The sequence below is a fragment of the Polaromonas sp. genome (assembly GCF_029945685.1).
Taxonomy (GTDB): domain Bacteria; phylum Pseudomonadota; class Gammaproteobacteria; order Burkholderiales; family Burkholderiaceae_C; genus Polaromonas.
Window position 1 is genome coordinate 1 of the sequence record NZ_JAQSDA010000012.1, and the last position, 17,312, is coordinate 17,312.

Below are 17,312 nucleotides of genomic sequence, written 5' to 3' on the forward strand. Positions count from 1 at the left end.
GTGAAATCCGGGATTCGCTGGAGAAGCTGCGCAGCCTGCCCTTTGTAACCGAGCGGGGCCAGCGATTGGTGCTGTCTGATGTGGCTGACGTCCGCATCACGGATGGCCCGCCCATGCTGCGCAGCGAGAACGCGCGCCTGTCGGGTTGGGTGTATGTCGATATTCGCGGCCGCGACTTGCGCTCGGCCGTGCAGGAGATGCAAAAAACCGTCAACGAGAAGGTCAAGTTGCCGCCCGGCTATTCCGTTTCCTGGTCGGGACAGTTTGAGTTCCTGGAGCGGGCAACAGCCCGCCTCCAGGTGGTCGTTCCTTTCACGCTGTTGATCATCTTTGTACTCCTCTACCTGACCTTCAGGCGCTTTGACGATGCCTTCCTGATCATGGCCACCCTGCCCTTCGCGCTGATAGGCGGCATCTGGCTGCTTTATCTCCTGGACTACAACCTGTCCGTGGCTGGTGCGGTGGGTTTTATCGCACTGGCGGGCGTCTCGGCGGAGTTCGGCGTCATCATGCTGCTCTACCTGAAACAGGCCTGGGACAGGCGCATCGCAGAAGGGAGGACTTCCACCAGAGACCTGGTCGAAGCGATCCAAGAAGGTGCAGTGCTCAGGGTGCGGCCCAAGGCCATGACCGTGGCGGTGATTCTGGGCGGCCTGTTTCCGATCATGTGGGGAACTGGCACGGGCTCCGAGGTCATGCAGCGCATCGCCGCACCCATGGTGGGCGGCATGATCACCGCCCCGCTGCTGTCCATGTTCGTGTTGCCCGCCGCGTACCTGCTGATCCGGCGCAGGCGCTGCACGACCGAACGCCGGCCGGCTGCCGGGTAAGGGCCGCTTGCCGCAGAGCAAGCCGGCAATGCGTTTGATCTAACGCAAGCGGCGCGGCATCCAATGCCATGAGGCTGCGGCGTGCGGATCAGCGCGGCCGGTTTTGCGCTACGCTGACAGGATCAACCTGCCATGCCCATGACTGCCAAGACCCCCTCCTCACACAGCGGGCCTGCGCCCGCTCCGCCACTGTGGCATGCCTTGCCGGCCGGCGAGGTGCTCAACCAGCTGGTCTGCGACCCCGCCTTGGGGCTCAGTGCCGCAGAAGTGGACAAGCGCCGCGCTCGCGAGGGCGCCAACGCCCTGCCCGAGGCGCAGCGCCGCTCGCTGCTGGCCGTGTTCGCGCGCCAGTTCAAAAGCCCGCTGATCTACATCCTGTTTGCCGCCGCGGTGCTGGCGGTTGCCATGGCGCACTACGGCGACGCGGTGGTCATCCTGGCAGTGGTGCTGGTCAACGCCATGGTCGGCACCTTCCAGGAGGGCCGGGCAGAACGTTCGATGGCCTCACTGCGCCGGCTGGCAGCGCTGCGGGTGCGGGTGCTGCGCGACGGGCAGGAGGCCATGATCGAAGCGCGCGAGTTGGTCCCCGGCGACGTTCTGCTGCTGGCGGCCGGCGACGCAATCGGCGCCGATGCTCGCCTGATCGAGGAGGCCCAGTTGCAGGTCGCCGAGGCCGCCCTGACCGGCGAGTCGGTGCCGGTCAGCAAGAAGGTCGCGCGGTTGTCGGAGGCCACCGGTCTGGCGGACCGCCACAACATGCTGTTCTCCGGTACCTATGCGACAGCCGGCCGCGCGCGCGCGGTGGTCGTCGCCATCGGCAGCCACACCGAAGTCGGCCGCATCGCCGGGCTGACTGAAGCCGCTGCCGACCCGACAACGCCGCTGGAACAACGCATCGAACAGTTCGGCCGCTGGCTGGTGGTCGCCGCGCTGGTGCTTTTTGTCGCGGTGGTCGCGCTCGGGATGTTCCGGGACCTGCCGCTGGCCGATGTGCTGATGGTGGCCATCAGCCAGATGGTGTCCATGGTGCCCGAAGGTCTGCCGGTGGCCATGACCATCGCGCTGGCCGTCGGCATGCAGCGCATGGCGGGGCGCGGCGCCATCATCCGCCGCCTGTCGGCTGTCGAGACCCTGGGCTCGACCACCGTGATCTGCACCGACAAGACCGGCACCCTGACGCGTAACGAAATGACGGTCAGCGCGCTGTGGCTGCCAGGCGGGCTGGAAGTTTCCGTCAGCGGCACGGGCTACTCGCCCGAGGGTGAGTTGAGTTCCCATGACGCGGCCCTGCTGCCGCTGCTGCAGGCAGCCGCGCTGTGCAACGACGCGCAGCTGCTGCCGCCCGAGGAAGCGCGTACGCAATGGTCGGTGCTGGGCGACCCGACAGAAGGCGCGCTCAAGGTGCTGGCCGCCAAGGCAGGTATCGCTCTGGAACAACTTGCCCGGGAGGCTCCGCGCGAGGCCGAACTGCCCTTCGACGCGGATACCAAAATGATGGCCACGCGCCACCGCTTTGCCGGCGCGCCGCGCCGTGTGTTCATCAAGGGGGCGCCTGAAGTGTTGCTGCACCTGTGCGCAGCCGACGGAACGGCCGTGCTCCACGCTGCGCGTGCGGCCGCCGACGCCATGGCGGCGCGGGCGCTGCGGGTGCTGGCTTTTGCCATGGTCGACGACGACGTGCTGGACCCCGAGGCCGGCTTCGACGTGCTGGCGGGTCGTGCCCGCCTGCTCGGGCTGGCCGGTCAGATCGACCCGCCGCGCGAGGAGGTCAAGACCGCCGTCGCCGAATGCCGCGCGGCCGGCATCCGGCCCGTCATGGTCACCGGCGACCACAAACTCACCGGGCTGGCGATTGCCCGCGAACTCGGCATTGCGCGTGAGGGGGACCGGGCCGTGGACGGCACCGAACTCGAACACATGAACGAGGCGGACCTGCGTGACGGACTGGACCATATCTCGGTTTTTGCACGTGTGCATCCGGCGCAAAAGCTGCGCATCGTCGAGGCCCTGCAAGCACACGGCGAAGTGGTGGCCATGACCGGTGACGGCGTCAACGACGCACCCGCGCTGGCGCGCGCCGATGTCGGTGTGGCCATGGGCATCACCGGCACCGAAGTGGCTAAAAGCGCGGCCAAGATCATCATCACCGACGACAACTTCGCCAGCATCGTCGCGGCGGTTGAGCAAGGGCGTGTGGTTTACGGCAACCTGAAAAAAGTCATCCTCTACCTGTTCGCCACCTCGATCGACGAGGTCGTGGTGCTGCTGCTGGCCCTGCTGGCCGGTTACCCGCTGCCGCTGGCAGCTGTGCAGATTCTCTGGATCAACATCGTGACCGAGGGCACACTGACCGTGAACCTGGTGATGGACCCGGCTGACGGTGACGAGATGAAACGCACGCCCGTGCCGCGCAACGACCGGCTGGTGGACCGCACCATGCTGGGCCGGGTGCTGCTGATGTCGGCCACGGCCGTGCTGGTCACTTTCGGCTGGTTTGTCTGGCGCCTCGAGCAGGGCTTGCCGATGGACCTGGTACGTACCGAAACCTTCACCGTGCTGGCCATGTGCCAGTGGTTCAACGTGCTCAACTGCCAGTCGGCCACCCGATCGGCGTTGCGTCTGGGGCTGCTGAAAAACCCCTGGCTGCTGGGTGGTCTGGCCCTGAGCATCGCGCTGCAACTGCTGGTGCTGTATGCCCCGTTCATGAACACCCTGTTCTACACGGTGCCGCTGGCGCCGTCCGACCTGTTGCCGCTGTTGCTGCTGGCCAGCAGCGTGTTGTGGGGGGAAGAACTGCGCAAGCTCGTCGTGCGCCTTGGTCGGAAGCGGACGGCACAGACATGAACCTGATCGTGCTCGCCCTGCAGTTCCTGCTGTGTGCGGTGCTGATCGCCGGCTCAGGTTACGTGTTGTGCCAGAGTGCCGACCAGATCGCCAAGGCCACGGGGCTGACGGGCGGCTGGATGGGCCTGGCGCTGCTGGCCACGGTGACCTCGCTGCCCGAGCTGGCCTCGGGCATCAGCGCCGTCACGGTCATCAATGCACCCAACCTGGCCGTGGGCAACGCGCTCGGCGCCTGTGTGTTCAACCTCGTGTTCCTGGTGGTGATCGACGCGTTGCAGCCGCGCCAGCCGATCTACCGCCACGCCAGCGCGGCGCACCTGCTGTCCGCCGCCTTTGGCGTGGTGATGCTGGGTTTTGTCGCCATGAGCCTGCTGCTCCCCGCCACCACACCGGCCATGCTGCACCTGGGGCTGTACAGCCCGGTGCTGCTGGGGCTTTATCTGCTGGCGCTGCGCAGCGTCTTCGCACACGAGCAATCGCTTAGGCGGAAACCTGATCCCGATGCAGACACCGGGCCGCCACCGCAGTTGGGCCGTCAGTGGCGCCGCTTCGCGGCGGCCGCGCTGGTGGTGCTGGCGGCCGGCAGCTGGCTGCCCGCCATTGCCGACCAGCTGGCCCAGGCCATGGGCTGGAGCCGCAGTTTTGTCGGTACGCTCCTCATGGCGCTGGTCACCACGTTGCCCGAAATCGCGGTCACGCTGTCGGCCCTGCGCCTGCGCGCGCTCGACATGGCCATCGGCAACCTGCTCGGCAGCAACCTGTTCAACGTGACCATTCTGGCGATCGACGACATCTTTTACACCCGCGGGCCGCTGCTCGCCGACGCCTCGCCCGTGCATGCGGGCACGGCGGTCGCCGCCGTGGTCATGAGCGGGCTGGTGATGATCGGGCTGGTGATGCGGCCACAGGGCCGGGTCTTGCGTTTCGCCAGCTGGGTCAGCGTCGGCCTGCTGGGGACCTACCTGCTCAATGCCGTACTGGTGTTCCTCCACGGCGATTCATGATGCTATTGATAATGTAGCTGTCGGCGCATGAAAGTATTGGGCTGCAGCCTGTTTTTATGCTGAGCAGCGCCCACCCGTCGATACTGGCGGCGCCATGTTAAGGTGCCGGCATGAGCAAAACCATACGCTACACCTTGCTGTCCCTTCGTGATCTGGTGGTCTCTGCCGGACCTTTTGTGGTGCTGGCGGTGACCTTGCTGATACTGGCTTACTGGTGGCTGGACCCGAACCCGCCCAAACACGTGACACTGGCGACCGGTCCGGCGCAAAGCGCGTATGAAGAATTCGGCAAGCGTTATGCCGACATCCTGAAAAAAGACGGCATCACCGTTGATCTGCTGCCTTCGCAAGGCTCGGCCCACAACCTGCAACTGCTGCGCGAAGGCAAGGCCGACCTCGGTTTTGTGCAGGGCGGCACCAGCACTTACGACGCGGAAGACGCCGAAGCCCTGACCTCCCTGGGCAGCCTGTTCGTCGAGCCACTGTGGCTTTTTTACCGCGAAGAAGGCGTACGACAAGCAGGAAAAAGCAAGGCCTTGAACTCGCTGGTTCAACTGCAGGGCCTGCGTATCAATCTGGGAACCGATGGCAGCGGCGTGCCCAGCCTGATGGGCAAGCTGCTCGAAAGCAACCGGATCGAGGCGACCAGCCTGACCATCACCACGCTGGATCAAACCCCTGCCACGGTGGCCTTCCTCGGCGGCGAGCTCGATGCCATTGTGTTTGCCTCGGCGCCCGAATCGTTGATGGTGCAGATGTTGCTGCAGACACCGGGCGTCAAGCTCATGAACTTCACGCAGAGCGAGGCGTATTCGAAGCGGTTTTCCTTCCTGAGCACGGCTCGCCTGCCGCGGGGCGTGGTGGACCTGGCGCGCAACATCCCGCCCGAAGATGTCAGTCTGGTGGCACCGACCACCTCACTGATCGCCCGCAGTACCACCCACCCGGCGCTGGTGCAGCTGTTTGCCCAGGCCGGCAACGTGATCCACGGGCCTGCCGGCTGGTTCAAGGACGCGCGCGAGTTTCCGAACCGCAACAACAGCGAACTGCCGATCTCCAAGGAAGCCGAGCGCACGATCAAGAACGACGCACCGCTGCTGCAGCGCTACCTGCCCTTCTGGGTCGCCAACCTCGTCGAGCGCATGTGGCTGGTGATGGGCGTGATCATTGCGATCATGCTGCCCCTGTCCCGGATCGTGCCGCCGCTGTACGAGTTCCGCGTGCGGTCGCGCATATTCAGGTGGTACGGCCAGTTGCGTGATATCGAGTTGCGCAGTGAGAACGAAGACAGCCAGACCCTGCTGCAGGCACTGGACGAACTGGAGGGCCGGGCAGAAAAGGTCACCGTGCCGCTGTCTTACACCGATGAGCTGTACGCGCTCAAAAGCAATATCCAGCTGGTGCGCAAGAAGCTGATGCGCAGCTGAGCGTCTTTTCCCCGTCGTCAGGCCGCCACCCAGTGCCTGCCTCCACCGGCTGCCGGTTTGTACCGCGTGATCGAGACAGCCCTCCCCGCCACGTCGGCCTGCATCTGAAACAGATGCAGCCACTGGTTCTGCACCAGTTGCCTGACCACCGCGTGCCGGGCAATGATGCCGTCAATTGCGGCTTGCGGTGCTTCAATGAACACGCTGAGCCGCAGCGGCGTATGCCGCCATTGGCTGCCGTCGTGCAGTGACTGCATGGGCAGGCCTGTGCGCAAGTCGCCGCCATTGCCTTCAAAGACGCCCAGCCTGCCGCCCACCACGTTGTGCAACACCTTGTCGCCGCTGCCGTACCTGGCATTGTCGACCACGCTGGCGTAGTACTGCATGTTGATCCAGTGGGTCACCACCATCGGCGCGGTCATGATGAGTTCCAGCACGCTCCCGGTGAGGTCCTGGGTGTGGTCGTAGTCATGCAGAAACGCCCGGCCCGCCAGGTTCAGATGCTGGCTGCGGGTACGGGGCGCGACGATGAAGGCGGCGTTGTTGGCCAGGCCCCATTCGGGCCGCACCTGGGCCCAGTCGTTGGCGCGGGACTGGACGGTTTTCTCAAGCCGGCCGGCTTCCGTCGCCAGGTGCGCCAGCCCCAGCGCAGGTGCCCGTTCTGCGCGCGCGCGCTGGCCTGCCAGGGTCAGGGTGAGCTTGAGTTGCTCCAGATCCGCAGCATGACTGGCGGGCAGCAAGTCGGTGTCATACAGCACCAGCTCGTCCGTCGTGGTGTTGTGCATGCCGCCCAGGAAGCAGGTGCTGTCGGGAATGAAAATGTTTCTTTCAAGCAGCGCAGTGCGCACCGCTCCGTCATTGAGCAGGGCCGCCAGGGCCCGTGCATTGACCTCCCCGGTCTGGCCACCACATGCGCCGCAGTCCAGCCCCGCGGCGTGGGGGTTGTTGGCCGTCTGGCTACCGTGGCCCGCCAGCAGGACGATGCGGGCGAAGTCTTTTGTCAGGCCCATCGCGCCCAGAATGCCGGCAGCCATGTCGCAGCGCGATTGCAGCTCCTCTTCTGGCGTGGCACCGGGGAGGTTTTGCAGGCGTGGCCGGCTGGTACGGATCTCCTCGCCGGACAAACCGGTTTGTTCTACCGGGTGCGGGGTGGCTCGGCTGGGCAAGCTGCTTTTCAGCAGCTTGCCCGCGTACCACAGGCCGCAGGTTTCGACAAAACTGAAGCCGCTGCTGGCCGAGCTACGAAAGGTCTGCCAGGTGCTGCGCCACTGCAAACCCTGCTTGCGCCGCTGGCGGCGTTGCGCAATCACCTGACCGAGCGACTGCGAATCGGACGTGTCCCATTCGTCCGTCACGCAGCGGCTGGCGGCCAGCAGACCCGGCAGCTGCGGCCGCGTCATGGCTGTGCCCACGGGCGTGTACGCGATGAACAAACCAAAAAATCCGGCAAAGCCGCGCGTCTGGATGGTGGCGCTGCTGGCCTCCAGCGCGCGACGAAAGACCTCGGAACGCACATCGATGCAGAAAATGGCCTGGACTGTCGGTGCCACCGGCACGGCAGGCGCGTTCTTCAAACCCTGGCACAGCGGCTGCTGGTACGCGCGCTCCACGGCATCCTGAAGCAGCCACTCCTGCCGGTTTTCATCCAATGAGGCTCCGGCCCTTTCGTGGCGGGCGCAAGCAGCTATCCATTCAGGAGCACTCCCCCGGGCTTCCAGGTCCTGGAACAGGAGCCATTCCCAGCCCAGCCGGATGGCCAGCAGCTCGACGATGTTGTCATCATCCGTCCGGCCCGGCACGGTGCCCAGGCGCGCCTGCCAGCGCTCGTAGGCGCACCATGAAGCCCAGCCATTGATGCTCATCAGGAGCGCGGTGTAGTAGTCGGCGCATTGTGCGGGTTTCAAGCCCAGGGCCCGGGTAGCGGCGGCAATCAGTGCGCGTGGCTCCTGCGGCAGACTGGCTGCTTTCCGGCCAAAGCCTGCGTAACCCATCAGCAGCGCGGTGCTGTGGTCACCGGCCAATTGCCTGGCCCAGCTGGCGTACAACCCCACCCGCTCCGGATTCCAGGCGGCCTGACTCACATCGAAATAGGCAGCGCAATGCTGGCTGATCTGATGTGTGACAAAGTCAACCCAGGCCATGGCGTGGCTCAAGTCGCGCCGGCTGTCCACCAGCGTGGTGACCAGCGGGTGTGCCTGCGAGCCCTTGCCTTCCCCCGTCAGGCTGTCCACCAGCGCATCGACGCTGCAGTCGGCATGAGCGGCACGGATGGCGTCCTGCAAATGCGCCCGCGTCAACCGCCCGGCCTGCCATTCCGACCGGTAAAAGGAACGCGGCATGAGCAGCGGCGTGCCCGAGAGCCGACCCAGCCGGCTGGCGGCTTCCGTGATGGGTTGCTCCACAAACCCCCAGTACGGGTTGACGGCAATGAACTGGTCCAGCGGCCAGGTGGGTGCAATACGCTGGCAGGCTTGCGTCACGCTGGCTTGAAGCTGCGCAACATCGGGCGCCTGCCCGACCTCATTTTTTTCAACGACGGTATTCATTTCACAAGTCCTCTGTTATTTCCTGTGGGGAGGGCTGTCGCTGTGCGGGACAGACGGGCGGGCCAGAAGCGAAACGTCAAGCGGGTGAACCATTCGTCCAGGTACAAACCGGCATAAAACCAGGGGTACAAACGGCTGGCCCACGCACCGTGTGGCCGTGCGCGTATCAGGCATTGCATGACGAACAGCAGAACAAAACACACCATCACCCAGACCAGATCAAAGCCATTGACGGCAATGCCCTTGGGCAGGCCCAGCCACCCGCCAACAATTTGGTGCAATCCAAAATACGCAAACGCCACACCAAACGCGCCCAGCATCATGCCCAGCGGCCACAGACCGCCCAGACGCAGGGCCTGTGCAGTCAGCAGCGGCGCGATGGCCAGGGAAACAATGGCCGCCAGCACCCCCAGTGCCGTGGGCTTGTCAAAGGCCACGCCCCACAACACCCCGGCCACCAGCACCAGGACCAGGCCACTGACAGCACCCACCACCAACATGCTCACGCTGACATCTGCCCGCGGCGCAGACATGGCCTTCAGCCGCGCGAGCTCCACCGCGCCGCCGGCTCCCAGAAACGCGTGCGCCTTGTACAGCGAATGGGCCACCAGGTGCAGCAGTGCCAGGTCATAAGCACCCAGGCCGCATTGCATCAACATGAAACCCATTTGCGCGCAGGTAGACCAGGCCAGCATCACCTTCACGCTGATGCGGGTCATCATCACCAGTGCAGCGAGTACCGCCGTGAGACTGCCCACCACGACCAGCAGGGTTTGCGCACCCGCCACCTCGGAGACCAGCGGGCTCAGGCGAATCATCAGAAAGCCGCCCAGATTGACAATGCCCGCATGCAGCAGGGCAGACACAGGTGTGGGCGCTTCCATGACCTGAATCAACCATCCATGCACCGGCAACTGCGCACACTTGAGCAACGCGCTGATGACGACCAGAAACACCGCTGCCTTCAGGCTCAGGGGGTACGAAGGCAGGGCTTGAGCTTTGGCAATGACCACGTCCATCTCCAGGCTGCCAAGGGTCGCGCCAACCAGGGCCACACCTGCAAACAGGCAAACATCCCCCAGCCTGCTGGCCAGAAACTTTTTGTGCGCCGCGATCAAAGCCGCTGGTCTGTGGCTGAAATAGGTCAGCAACTGATGCAGACACAAAGACGTGGCCAGCCAGGCCAGTGCCAGCACGGCCAGGTTGTTGGTCAGCACAACGACAGAAACGGCAGCCAGCGTGGCCATCAGCCAGCGGGCGTAACGGGCTTGCCCTGCGTCGCCGGCCAGGTAGGTCTGTGAATACCGGGTGATGACCCAGCCAATAAAACTGACCAGCAGCAGCACAGCGCAGCCGAGCACATCAGCGCGCAGGCCACGAATGATCAAAGGCCCTCCCAAAACCAGAAAAGCCAGGGACGCAACCGCCAAACCGGCTGCGAGCGCGGCACAGGCGCGCGCCGCACGCCAGCTGGCCGTGAAGGCCGCTAACGCATACAGCAGGGGAACTGCCAGGAGCAAGACCCCCCGCAGCGGCTGCACATAATCAGGTGAAACAAGCAAGACACGCTCCTCTTTCTATCGGATGGCGTGACTTTGCCGGGTTTCCTTAATTCTGTAAAATACATATTACGCATTCTAATGTTCTTATAAACAGATCGTTTTTCTTCCAAAAGGGGCCTGTGTGTCACGCCTGAACTACCACCACCTGCACTACTTCTGGGCAGTTGCCAAGGAAGGCAACCTGACTCGCGCCGCCGCACAGTTGCATGTCTCGCAGTCGGCGCTGTCCACACAAATCAAGCAGCTTGAAGACCAGCTGGGCCAGGCACTGTTCAGCCGTGACGGACGGGTATTGCAACTGACCGAGGCCGGGCGCGTGGCGCTGACTTATGCCGAAACCATTTTCGAGACCGGCAATGAATTGACCTCCCTGCTGCGTGATGGTCAGAGGCTGGCGCGTCAGGTGCTGCGCATTGGCGGCGTGGCCACGCTGTCAAGAAATTTTCAGGAGAATTTTGTCAAGCCGCTGCTTCAGCGCACAGATGTTGAACTGGTGTTGCAGTCCGGCGGGCTGGACGAACTGCTGACGCGCCTGGCGGTGCACAACCTGGATGTGGTGCTGTCCAATCGCAAGGTCCACGCCGACAGCCAGCACCCGTGGCGCTGCAGGCGCATTGCGCGCCAACCGGTCAGCCTGGTCGGCAAGCCGCGCAGCAAAGGCAAGGCGTTTCGCTTTCCCGAAGAGCTGGCCGAACAGCCCCTGCTGCTGCCGGGCCGTGACAGCGACATCCGCGCTGGCTTTGATGTGCTCTGCGAACACCTCGGCCTGCGCTACCAGGTGCTGGCCGAGGTGGACGACATGGCCATGCTGCGGCTGCTGGCGCGTGACTCCGGCAACGTGGCCCTGCTGCCCACGGTGGTGGTGCAGGACGAACTGCGCAGCGGCAAACTGCAGGAGTACTGCGTGGTGCCTCAGCTGCATGAGAATTTTTACGCCATCACCGTGCAGCGGCACTTTGAGCCGCCCCTGCTTAAAACCCTTCTGAGAAGGTCAGAGGCCGAGGTCCTGGGGACGGACTAAGTGCCTATAGTCCAAGAGACTTCCAGCCGGCATGGCCCAGTTTTTCCAGCGTGGCAATGTTCGTCTCAAAAATGGCATCGGCTTGCGGGAAGGCTTCCACTGCGCGTTCCACACTGCCCTCGCGCAGCAAATGCAGGATGGCAAAGGGTGCGCGGTTGGTGAAGTTGCCGATGTCGTCGGGCTCGGTGCCTTCGAACTGGAACCTGGGGTGAAAACTGGCGAGTTGAACCACGCCTTCAAGGCCATGTTCACCGACCACGCCTTCGGCAATCTCCAGGAAATCATTGAAATCCAGGAAATCATCGAACAGCGTCGGGTGGATCAGCAGCGTGGTGTCGATCTCTTCAGCCGGCGTTGCCACCAGCAGGTCGAGCTCCCGGTCGAGCTCTTCAAGCAAGTCGTCAGCGTGCCGCGCATGGCTGACCACCAGGCGCACCTGGTTCTTGACATACACCGCTTTGGCAAACGGGCACAGGTTCAGTCCGATCACGGCTTTTTCAAGCCAGTGCCGGGTTTGTGTCAGGACTTCGTCGTCGGTCATAACCATCTCCAGGGAGCGACTCGCAATCAGCGGTCGTGAGAACTCTTCATCCCAGCAGGGGCCGCGGAACCGGCTTCGCCGGGCCGCAGGCTGGCGGCTGCGGCTCCGAGCCCGCTTGAGCGGGCTTGGACAGCCTCCAGATGCGCTGCCTCTGGCAGCGTGGCGCCCTGCAAGGGCAGCGCCCCCCCGGGGGGAGCGCACTACACGAAGTGAAAAGCGTGGGGGCTCAGTGCAACGCTTTAAACCGCATGCGTTTGGGCTTGGCCCCCTCTTCACCCAGGCGTTTTTTCTTGTCGGCTTCGTATTCCTGGTAGTTGCCGTCGAAGAAGGTCCACTGGCTGTCGCCTTCGGCCGCCAGGATGTGGGTGGCGATGCGGTCCAGGAACCAGCGGTCATGGCTGATCACCATGATGGAGCCGGCAAATTCGAGCAGCGCGTCTTCGAGTGAGCGCAGCGTTTCCACGTCGAGGTCGTTGGACGGCTCATCAAGCATCAGCACGTTGCCACCGGCAATCAGGGTCTTGGCCAGGTGCAGCCGCCCGCGCTCGCCACCGGACAGGGTGCCCACGCGTTTTTGCTGGTCGGCGCCGTTGAAGTTGAAGCGTCCGGCATAAGCACGGCTGGGCATGGTGAACTTGCCGACGGTCAGCATGTCGAGCCCGCCGGAGATGTCTTCCCAGACGGTTTTCTCGTTGGCCAGGTCATCGCGGTGCTGGTCGACAAAGGCCATGCGAACGGTTTTGCCGATCGCCACCTCACCGCTGTCGGGCTGCTCCTTGCCGGCAATCAGCTTGAACAGTGTGGATTTACCCGCACCGTTCGGGCCGATGATGCCGACAATGGCGCCGGCCGGAATCTTGAAGCTCAGGTTGTCGATCAGCAGGCGGTCGCCGAAGGACTTGCTGACGTTCTTGAACTCGATGACTTCATTGCCCAGGCGCTCGGCCACGGGAATGAAAATCTCCTGGGTCTCGTTGCGCTGCTGGTATTCGAAATCGGACAGCTCTTCAAACCGTGCCAGGCGCGACTTGCTCTTGGCCTGGCGCGCTTTCGGATTCTGGCGTGACCATTCCAGCTCTTTCTTCAGGGCCTTGGCTCTGGCCTCTTCGCCCTTTTGCTCTTGCGCCAGGCGTTCGCCCTTTTGCTCCAGCCAGGTGCTGTAGTTGCCTTTCCAGGGGATGCCGCGGCCGCGGTCCAGCTCCAGAATCCACTCGGCGGCGTTGTCCAGGAAGTAGCGGTCATGGGTGATGGCCACCACGGTGCCGGGGTAACGCTGCAGGAACTGCTCGAGCCAGTCCACCGATTCGGCGTCCAGGTGGTTGGTCGGCTCGTCGAGCAGCAGCATGTCGGGCTTGGACAGCAGCAGGCTGCACAGCGCCACGCGGCGTTTTTCGCCACCCGAGAGGACGCCGACCTTGGCATCCCAAGGCGGCAGGCGCAGCGCGTCGGCGGCGATTTCGAGCTGGTGCTCCGAGTCGGTGCCCGAGGTGGCGATGATGGCTTCGAGCCGCGCCTGCTCGGCGGCCAGCGCGTCAAAGTCGGCATCGGGCTCGCCGTAAGCGGTGTACACGGCTTCGAGCTGGGCCTTGGCGGCAAACACCGCGCCCATGCCGGCCTCGACGCTCTCGCGTACGGTGTGCTCGGGGTCCAGCTTGGGCTCCTGCGGCAGGTAACCGATGTTCAGGCCCGGCATGGGCATGGCCTCGCCTTCGTACTCTTTGTCCAGACCCGCCATGATCTTGAGCAGCGTGGACTTGCCGGAACCGTTGGTGCCCAGCACGCCGATCTTGGCGCCGGGGAAAAAGCTGAGGGAAACGTCTTTCAGAATCTGACGCTTGGGCGGCACGATCTTGCCGACCTTGTTCATGGTAAATACGTACTGGGCCATCGGGATTAACTTCTCATAAGGGAAAAACAACGCAGGGCACCTGACCGGACCGGCCTGCAAGGCAGACTGGCCGGCGGTGATGCTGCAAACAAAAACCACACGCCTTAGCTGGGGGGCAGGCACCCTGAATCAAGGCGCGTTTCTGGCGTGAACCCCCCGATTATCGTTCCATGCGACAATACACGGGTTGCTGGCTCCAGTTGCCTGCAGCAATTAGGCACACCTTCGGTGACAGTTTGGGTGCCCAGCCTGACTTTTTTACCCGTCTGCCTTTCACTGGCGGAGGCTTTACCAGCCCCCGACTGGCCGATCTTTGGCACCTTCGCGTGCACCATCAATGACTTTTGAAAATCTGAATTTGGCCCCGGCCATTCTTAAAGCCGTGCTTGAGCAGGGCTATACCGTTCCCACCCCGATCCAGGCCCAGGCCATTCCTGCCGTGCTGGCCGGCGGCGATCTGCTCGGCGGCGCCCAGACCGGCACCGGCAAGACCGCGGCCTTCGTGCTGCCCATGCTGCAGCGCCTGTCGTCCGAGCCGTCCCTGAAAAACAAGCGCGGCGTCAGTGCCGTGCGCGCCCTGATCATGACCCCGACGCGCGAACTCGCCGCCCAGGTTGAGGAAAGCGTCCGCCTCTACGGCAAATATCTCGAACTCTCCTCCATGGTGATGTTCGGAGGTGTCGGCATGGGCGCGCAGATTGACAAACTGCGCCGCGGCGTGGACATCCTGGTGGCCACCCCCGGCCGCCTGCTGGACCACGCCAGCCAGGGCACGCTGGACCTGAGCCAGGTGCAGATCCTGGTGCTCGACGAAGCCGACCGCATGCTGGACATGGGCTTCATCCACGACATCAAGAAGGTGCTGGCCCTGGTGCCCAGGCAGAAGCAGACGCTGTTGTTTTCCGCCACCTTCAGCGACGAGATCCGCGACCTGGCCAACGGCCTGCTGCGCGATCCGCTGCACATCCAGGTGACGCCGCGCAACACCACGGTGCAGCGCATCACCCAGACCATCCACCCGGTCGGCCGCGGCAAGAAAAAAGCGCTGCTCACGCACATCATCAACGAGCACAACTGGAGCCAGGTGCTGGTGTTCACGCGCACCAAGTTCGGCGCCAACAATGTGGCCGAACACCTGACGAAAAACGGCATCCCGGCGATGGCGCTGCACGGCAACAAGAGCCAGACCGCCCGCACCCAGGCGCTGGCCGACTTCAAGAGTGGCAGCATCCGCGCCCTGGTGGCCACCGACATTGCCGCGCGCGGCATCGACATCGACGAGCTGCCGCACGTCGTCAACTATGAAATCCCCAACGTCAGCGAAGACTATGTGCACCGTATCGGCCGCACCGGCCGCGCCGGCAACAGCGGTGAAGCCGTCAGCCTGGTCTGCCTGGACGAGGAAGGCTTCATGCAGGACATCGAGCGCTTCACCAAGCAGAACATCGAAAAAGTCATCGTGCCAGGTTTTGAAGCCGAACCCGGCGAAAAAGCCGAGCCGCTGGCCATGGGCCGCCAGACCATCTGGGGCGGCATTGGCAAACCGCCGAGCCGTGACGTGATGCAGGCAGCCGCCAAGGCCGCCCGCAGCGAAATGATGACGCGCATCCGCGAGAACAAGCCCCAGGCGGGCCGAGGCGCCGGCAATGGCGGCGGCGGCAACGGTGGTGGCAATGGTGGTGGTGGCCGCGGCCGCAGCAGCGGAGGCGGCAATGGTGGCCGCAGCCAGCCTCAGGGTGGCCAGCCGCGCCAGAATTCCGGCTACGCACAAGGCGGCCAGCCTGCCCAGCAGCAGGCGCGCAACCCGAATGCCCAGCCTCCCCGTCCACGCAACACCCAGGAGCGCGACGATGATGCCCAACCCGCCAGCCATGTTTCCTCAGGCTTCCCTTCCTCCGGCCAGCCCACCGGCGGCAACCGCGGCAACTACCGCGGCGGTGGCCGGCCAGCCGGCGGTGGCGGTGGCGGCGGACGCTCGGGTGGCCCTGGTGGCCGGAGCAACGGGTCTGGTCGGTCGGGAAATTCTGGCTCGTTTACTGGCCGATAAAAGTTATTCGGCGGTCCACTGCGTGGTCCGCCGAACATCCGGGACAGAACACCCCAAACTGGTGACCCACGTCATCACGGACTTCGCAACGTTCCAGGCGCCCCCGGTGGACGATGTCTTCATCGCACTGGGCACCACCATCAAGGTGGCAGGCAGCCAGCAGGCTTTCCGGGCCGTCGATTTCGACGCTGTCGTGGCCCTGGCCAGATCGGCGCGTGCTGCCGGCGCAACCCGGCTGGGCATCGTCAGCGCCATGGGCGCCGACACGGCCTCCCCCGTTTTTTACAACCGCGTCAAGGGCGACATGGAAGACGCTGTCAGCCAGCTCGGCTACGACAGTGTGGTGTTTGCACGCCCCTCGGTCCTGGCAGGCGACCGCGCGGCCCTGGCACAAGCCACCCGCCCCGGTGAACAGCTCGCGCTGGTTGCCATGCGGCTGTTCAAGCCGCTGATCCCGCGCAACTACCGCGTGGTTGCAGCAGCCGATGTCGCCGCGGCGCTGGTGAACGCGGTACAAGCCGGCCAGCCGGGACGCCGCGTGCTGCTCTCGGGCGAGCTCCAGCCCGTCTGAAGTTTCATGGCCTTTTGGGCCTCCAGCCCTTTGCTGTCGGCGCCACCAGCTACTTATTCGATAGCAAATTCCCGCTGCCGGTGCAGTTTTCAGCCTTGCACGAACAGGGTCACCAGCGGGTCCGGCCCGACCTGGCGGCTCCAGTGGCCGTGGATGGCCGCATCGAACGCGGCGCCACTCGGGAGCAGATCGGCCGAATAGAAATGCTCCCCGGGCTTGAACACGCGCGAGCTTCCATCCTGCAGGCCGATTTCCATCTGGCCGCCGAGAATGACCACCCATTGCGGTGTCACCGTGCAATGAAACTGGCTGCGAAAACCCACCGGGCTGTGCCGCAGCTGGTAGCCGGTCGACGGCATCAAGGCGGACAACAGCGCTTGCGGCGACCCTTCGGTCAGCGCCAGCGGCTCCTCGCGGAATCCGGCGCGGCCGTCGGGGCCGGTGTAGAGCGTGATTTTGGTGAAAACAGTCATGAAAATTCCGTCAGAAACAAACAAGGGGGTGCTCAGGCACCAGTAGCTCGCCGCCAGGCCAGCACAGCGGCCACGATCTCTTCGGGCGGACCGGCGAGATCGAAGCTTTGTGCATTTTCCTCCGGGCCGGGTGCTTCCAGCGTACTGAGCTGGCTGGCCAGCAGCGACAGCGGCATGTAATGGCCGGTTCGCGCGGCCATGCGCGCCGCGAGCAAGGGGTAGTCGCCCTGCAGATGAACAAACCGGACCTCGGGCGCCCCGCGCCGCAGGATGTCGCGGTAGGAACGCTTGAGTGCCGAACACGACAGCACCAGGCCACTTCCGGCCGCCCGGGCCTGCGCGAGCCGTTCGGCCAGCGTTTGCAGCCAGCCTTCCCGGTCCTCGTCGCCCAGCGCTACCCCGGCCGCCATGCGCGCCACGTTGCTGGCAGGATGCAGGCTGTCGCCCTCCAGGAACTCCAGGCCGAGCGCGGCCGCCAGCTGGGCGCCCACGGTGCTCTTGCCGCAGCCGCTGACGCCCATGACGACAAAAATATCAGCATTCATCTGCGCCACATTC

The 17,312-nt window shown here is 64.4% G+C and carries 13 protein-coding genes; 7 read left to right on the forward strand and 6 right to left on the reverse strand.

Annotation, left to right across the window (positions count from 1 at the left end; genetic code table 11):
- The 4 genes from PSV26_RS08790 to PSV26_RS08805 form a co-directional block, all read left to right on the forward strand.
- Positions 1-830, forward strand: an 830-nt coding sequence (locus PSV26_RS08790) for an efflux RND transporter permease subunit (protein WP_300569887.1), incomplete at its 5' end; no start/stop codon positions are given.
- Positions 831-962: 132 nt separating this feature from the next.
- On the forward strand, positions 963-3,674 hold the full coding sequence (locus tag PSV26_RS08795; protein ID WP_366945983.1) for an HAD-IC family P-type ATPase: 2,712 nt from the start codon (positions 963-965) through the stop codon (positions 3,672-3,674).
- On the forward strand, positions 3,671-4,678 hold the full coding sequence (locus tag PSV26_RS08800) for a sodium:calcium antiporter (protein WP_300569890.1): 1,008 nt from the start codon (positions 3,671-3,673) through the stop codon (positions 4,676-4,678). Before PSV26_RS08795 ends, PSV26_RS08800 begins: the two co-directional genes overlap by 4 nt.
- A 110-nt stretch (positions 4,679-4,788) precedes the next feature.
- Positions 4,789-6,105 (forward strand): TAXI family TRAP transporter solute-binding subunit, encoded by a 1,317-nt coding sequence (locus tag PSV26_RS08805; RefSeq protein WP_300569893.1) that lies wholly within the window; start codon positions 4,789-4,791, stop codon positions 6,103-6,105.
- A 17-nt stretch (positions 6,106-6,122) separates the two neighbouring features.
- Here the strand turns inward: PSV26_RS08805 and PSV26_RS08810 are convergent, their stop codons facing one another.
- The gene (locus PSV26_RS08810; RefSeq protein ID WP_300569896.1) at positions 6,123-8,651 is read right to left on the reverse strand and encodes a YbcC family protein; all 2,529 of its coding nucleotides are present in this window, start codon (positions 8,649-8,651) and stop codon (positions 6,123-6,125) included.
- Positions 8,648-10,213, reverse strand: coding sequence for an NADH-quinone oxidoreductase subunit L (locus tag PSV26_RS08815; RefSeq protein WP_300569899.1), 1,566 nt, complete (start codon positions 10,211-10,213; stop codon positions 8,648-8,650). Before PSV26_RS08815 ends, PSV26_RS08810 begins: the two co-directional genes overlap by 4 nt.
- Before the next feature lie 121 nt (positions 10,214-10,334).
- Between PSV26_RS08815 and PSV26_RS08820 the strand changes: the two genes are divergently transcribed.
- A complete protein-coding gene (locus tag PSV26_RS08820) occupies positions 10,335-11,234 on the forward strand; it encodes a LysR family transcriptional regulator (protein ID WP_300515044.1) in 900 nt (299 codons plus the stop codon).
- 4 nt (positions 11,235-11,238) lie between these two features.
- On the opposite strand, the gene PSV26_RS08825 is transcribed toward PSV26_RS08820, so the two are convergent.
- Both PSV26_RS08825 and ettA read right to left on the reverse strand, forming a co-directional pair.
- The gene (locus PSV26_RS08825; RefSeq protein WP_300515041.1) at positions 11,239-11,775 is read right to left on the reverse strand and encodes a DUF1415 domain-containing protein; all 537 of its coding nucleotides are present in this window, start codon (positions 11,773-11,775) and stop codon (positions 11,239-11,241) included.
- Between the two features lie 226 nt (positions 11,776-12,001).
- Positions 12,002-13,663 (reverse strand): energy-dependent translational throttle protein EttA, encoded by a 1,662-nt coding sequence (gene ettA / locus PSV26_RS08830; protein WP_300515039.1) that lies wholly within the window; start codon positions 13,661-13,663, stop codon positions 12,002-12,004.
- A 337-nt stretch (positions 13,664-14,000) separates the two neighbouring features.
- Between ettA and PSV26_RS08835 the strand changes: the two genes are divergently transcribed.
- Together PSV26_RS08835 and PSV26_RS08840 are read left to right on the forward strand one after the other, a co-directional pair.
- Positions 14,001-15,710, forward strand: a complete 1,710-nt coding sequence (locus PSV26_RS08835; protein ID WP_300569902.1) for a DEAD/DEAH box helicase — start codon at positions 14,001-14,003, stop codon at positions 15,708-15,710.
- Positions 15,652-16,281, forward strand: a complete 630-nt coding sequence (locus tag PSV26_RS08840) for an NAD(P)H-binding protein (RefSeq protein ID WP_366945984.1) — start codon at positions 15,652-15,654, stop codon at positions 16,279-16,281. Before PSV26_RS08835 ends, PSV26_RS08840 begins: the two co-directional genes overlap by 59 nt.
- 89 nt (positions 16,282-16,370) lie before the next feature.
- On the opposite strand, the gene PSV26_RS08845 is transcribed toward PSV26_RS08840, so the two are convergent.
- A complete protein-coding gene (locus PSV26_RS08845) occupies positions 16,371-16,754 on the reverse strand; it encodes a hypothetical protein (protein WP_300569908.1) in 384 nt (127 codons plus the stop codon).
- A gap of 32 nt (positions 16,755-16,786) precedes the next feature.
- A complete protein-coding gene (locus PSV26_RS08850) occupies positions 16,787-17,299 on the reverse strand; it encodes a gluconokinase (RefSeq protein ID WP_300515028.1) in 513 nt (170 codons plus the stop codon).
- Between the last annotated feature and the right edge of the window lie 13 nt (positions 17,300-17,312).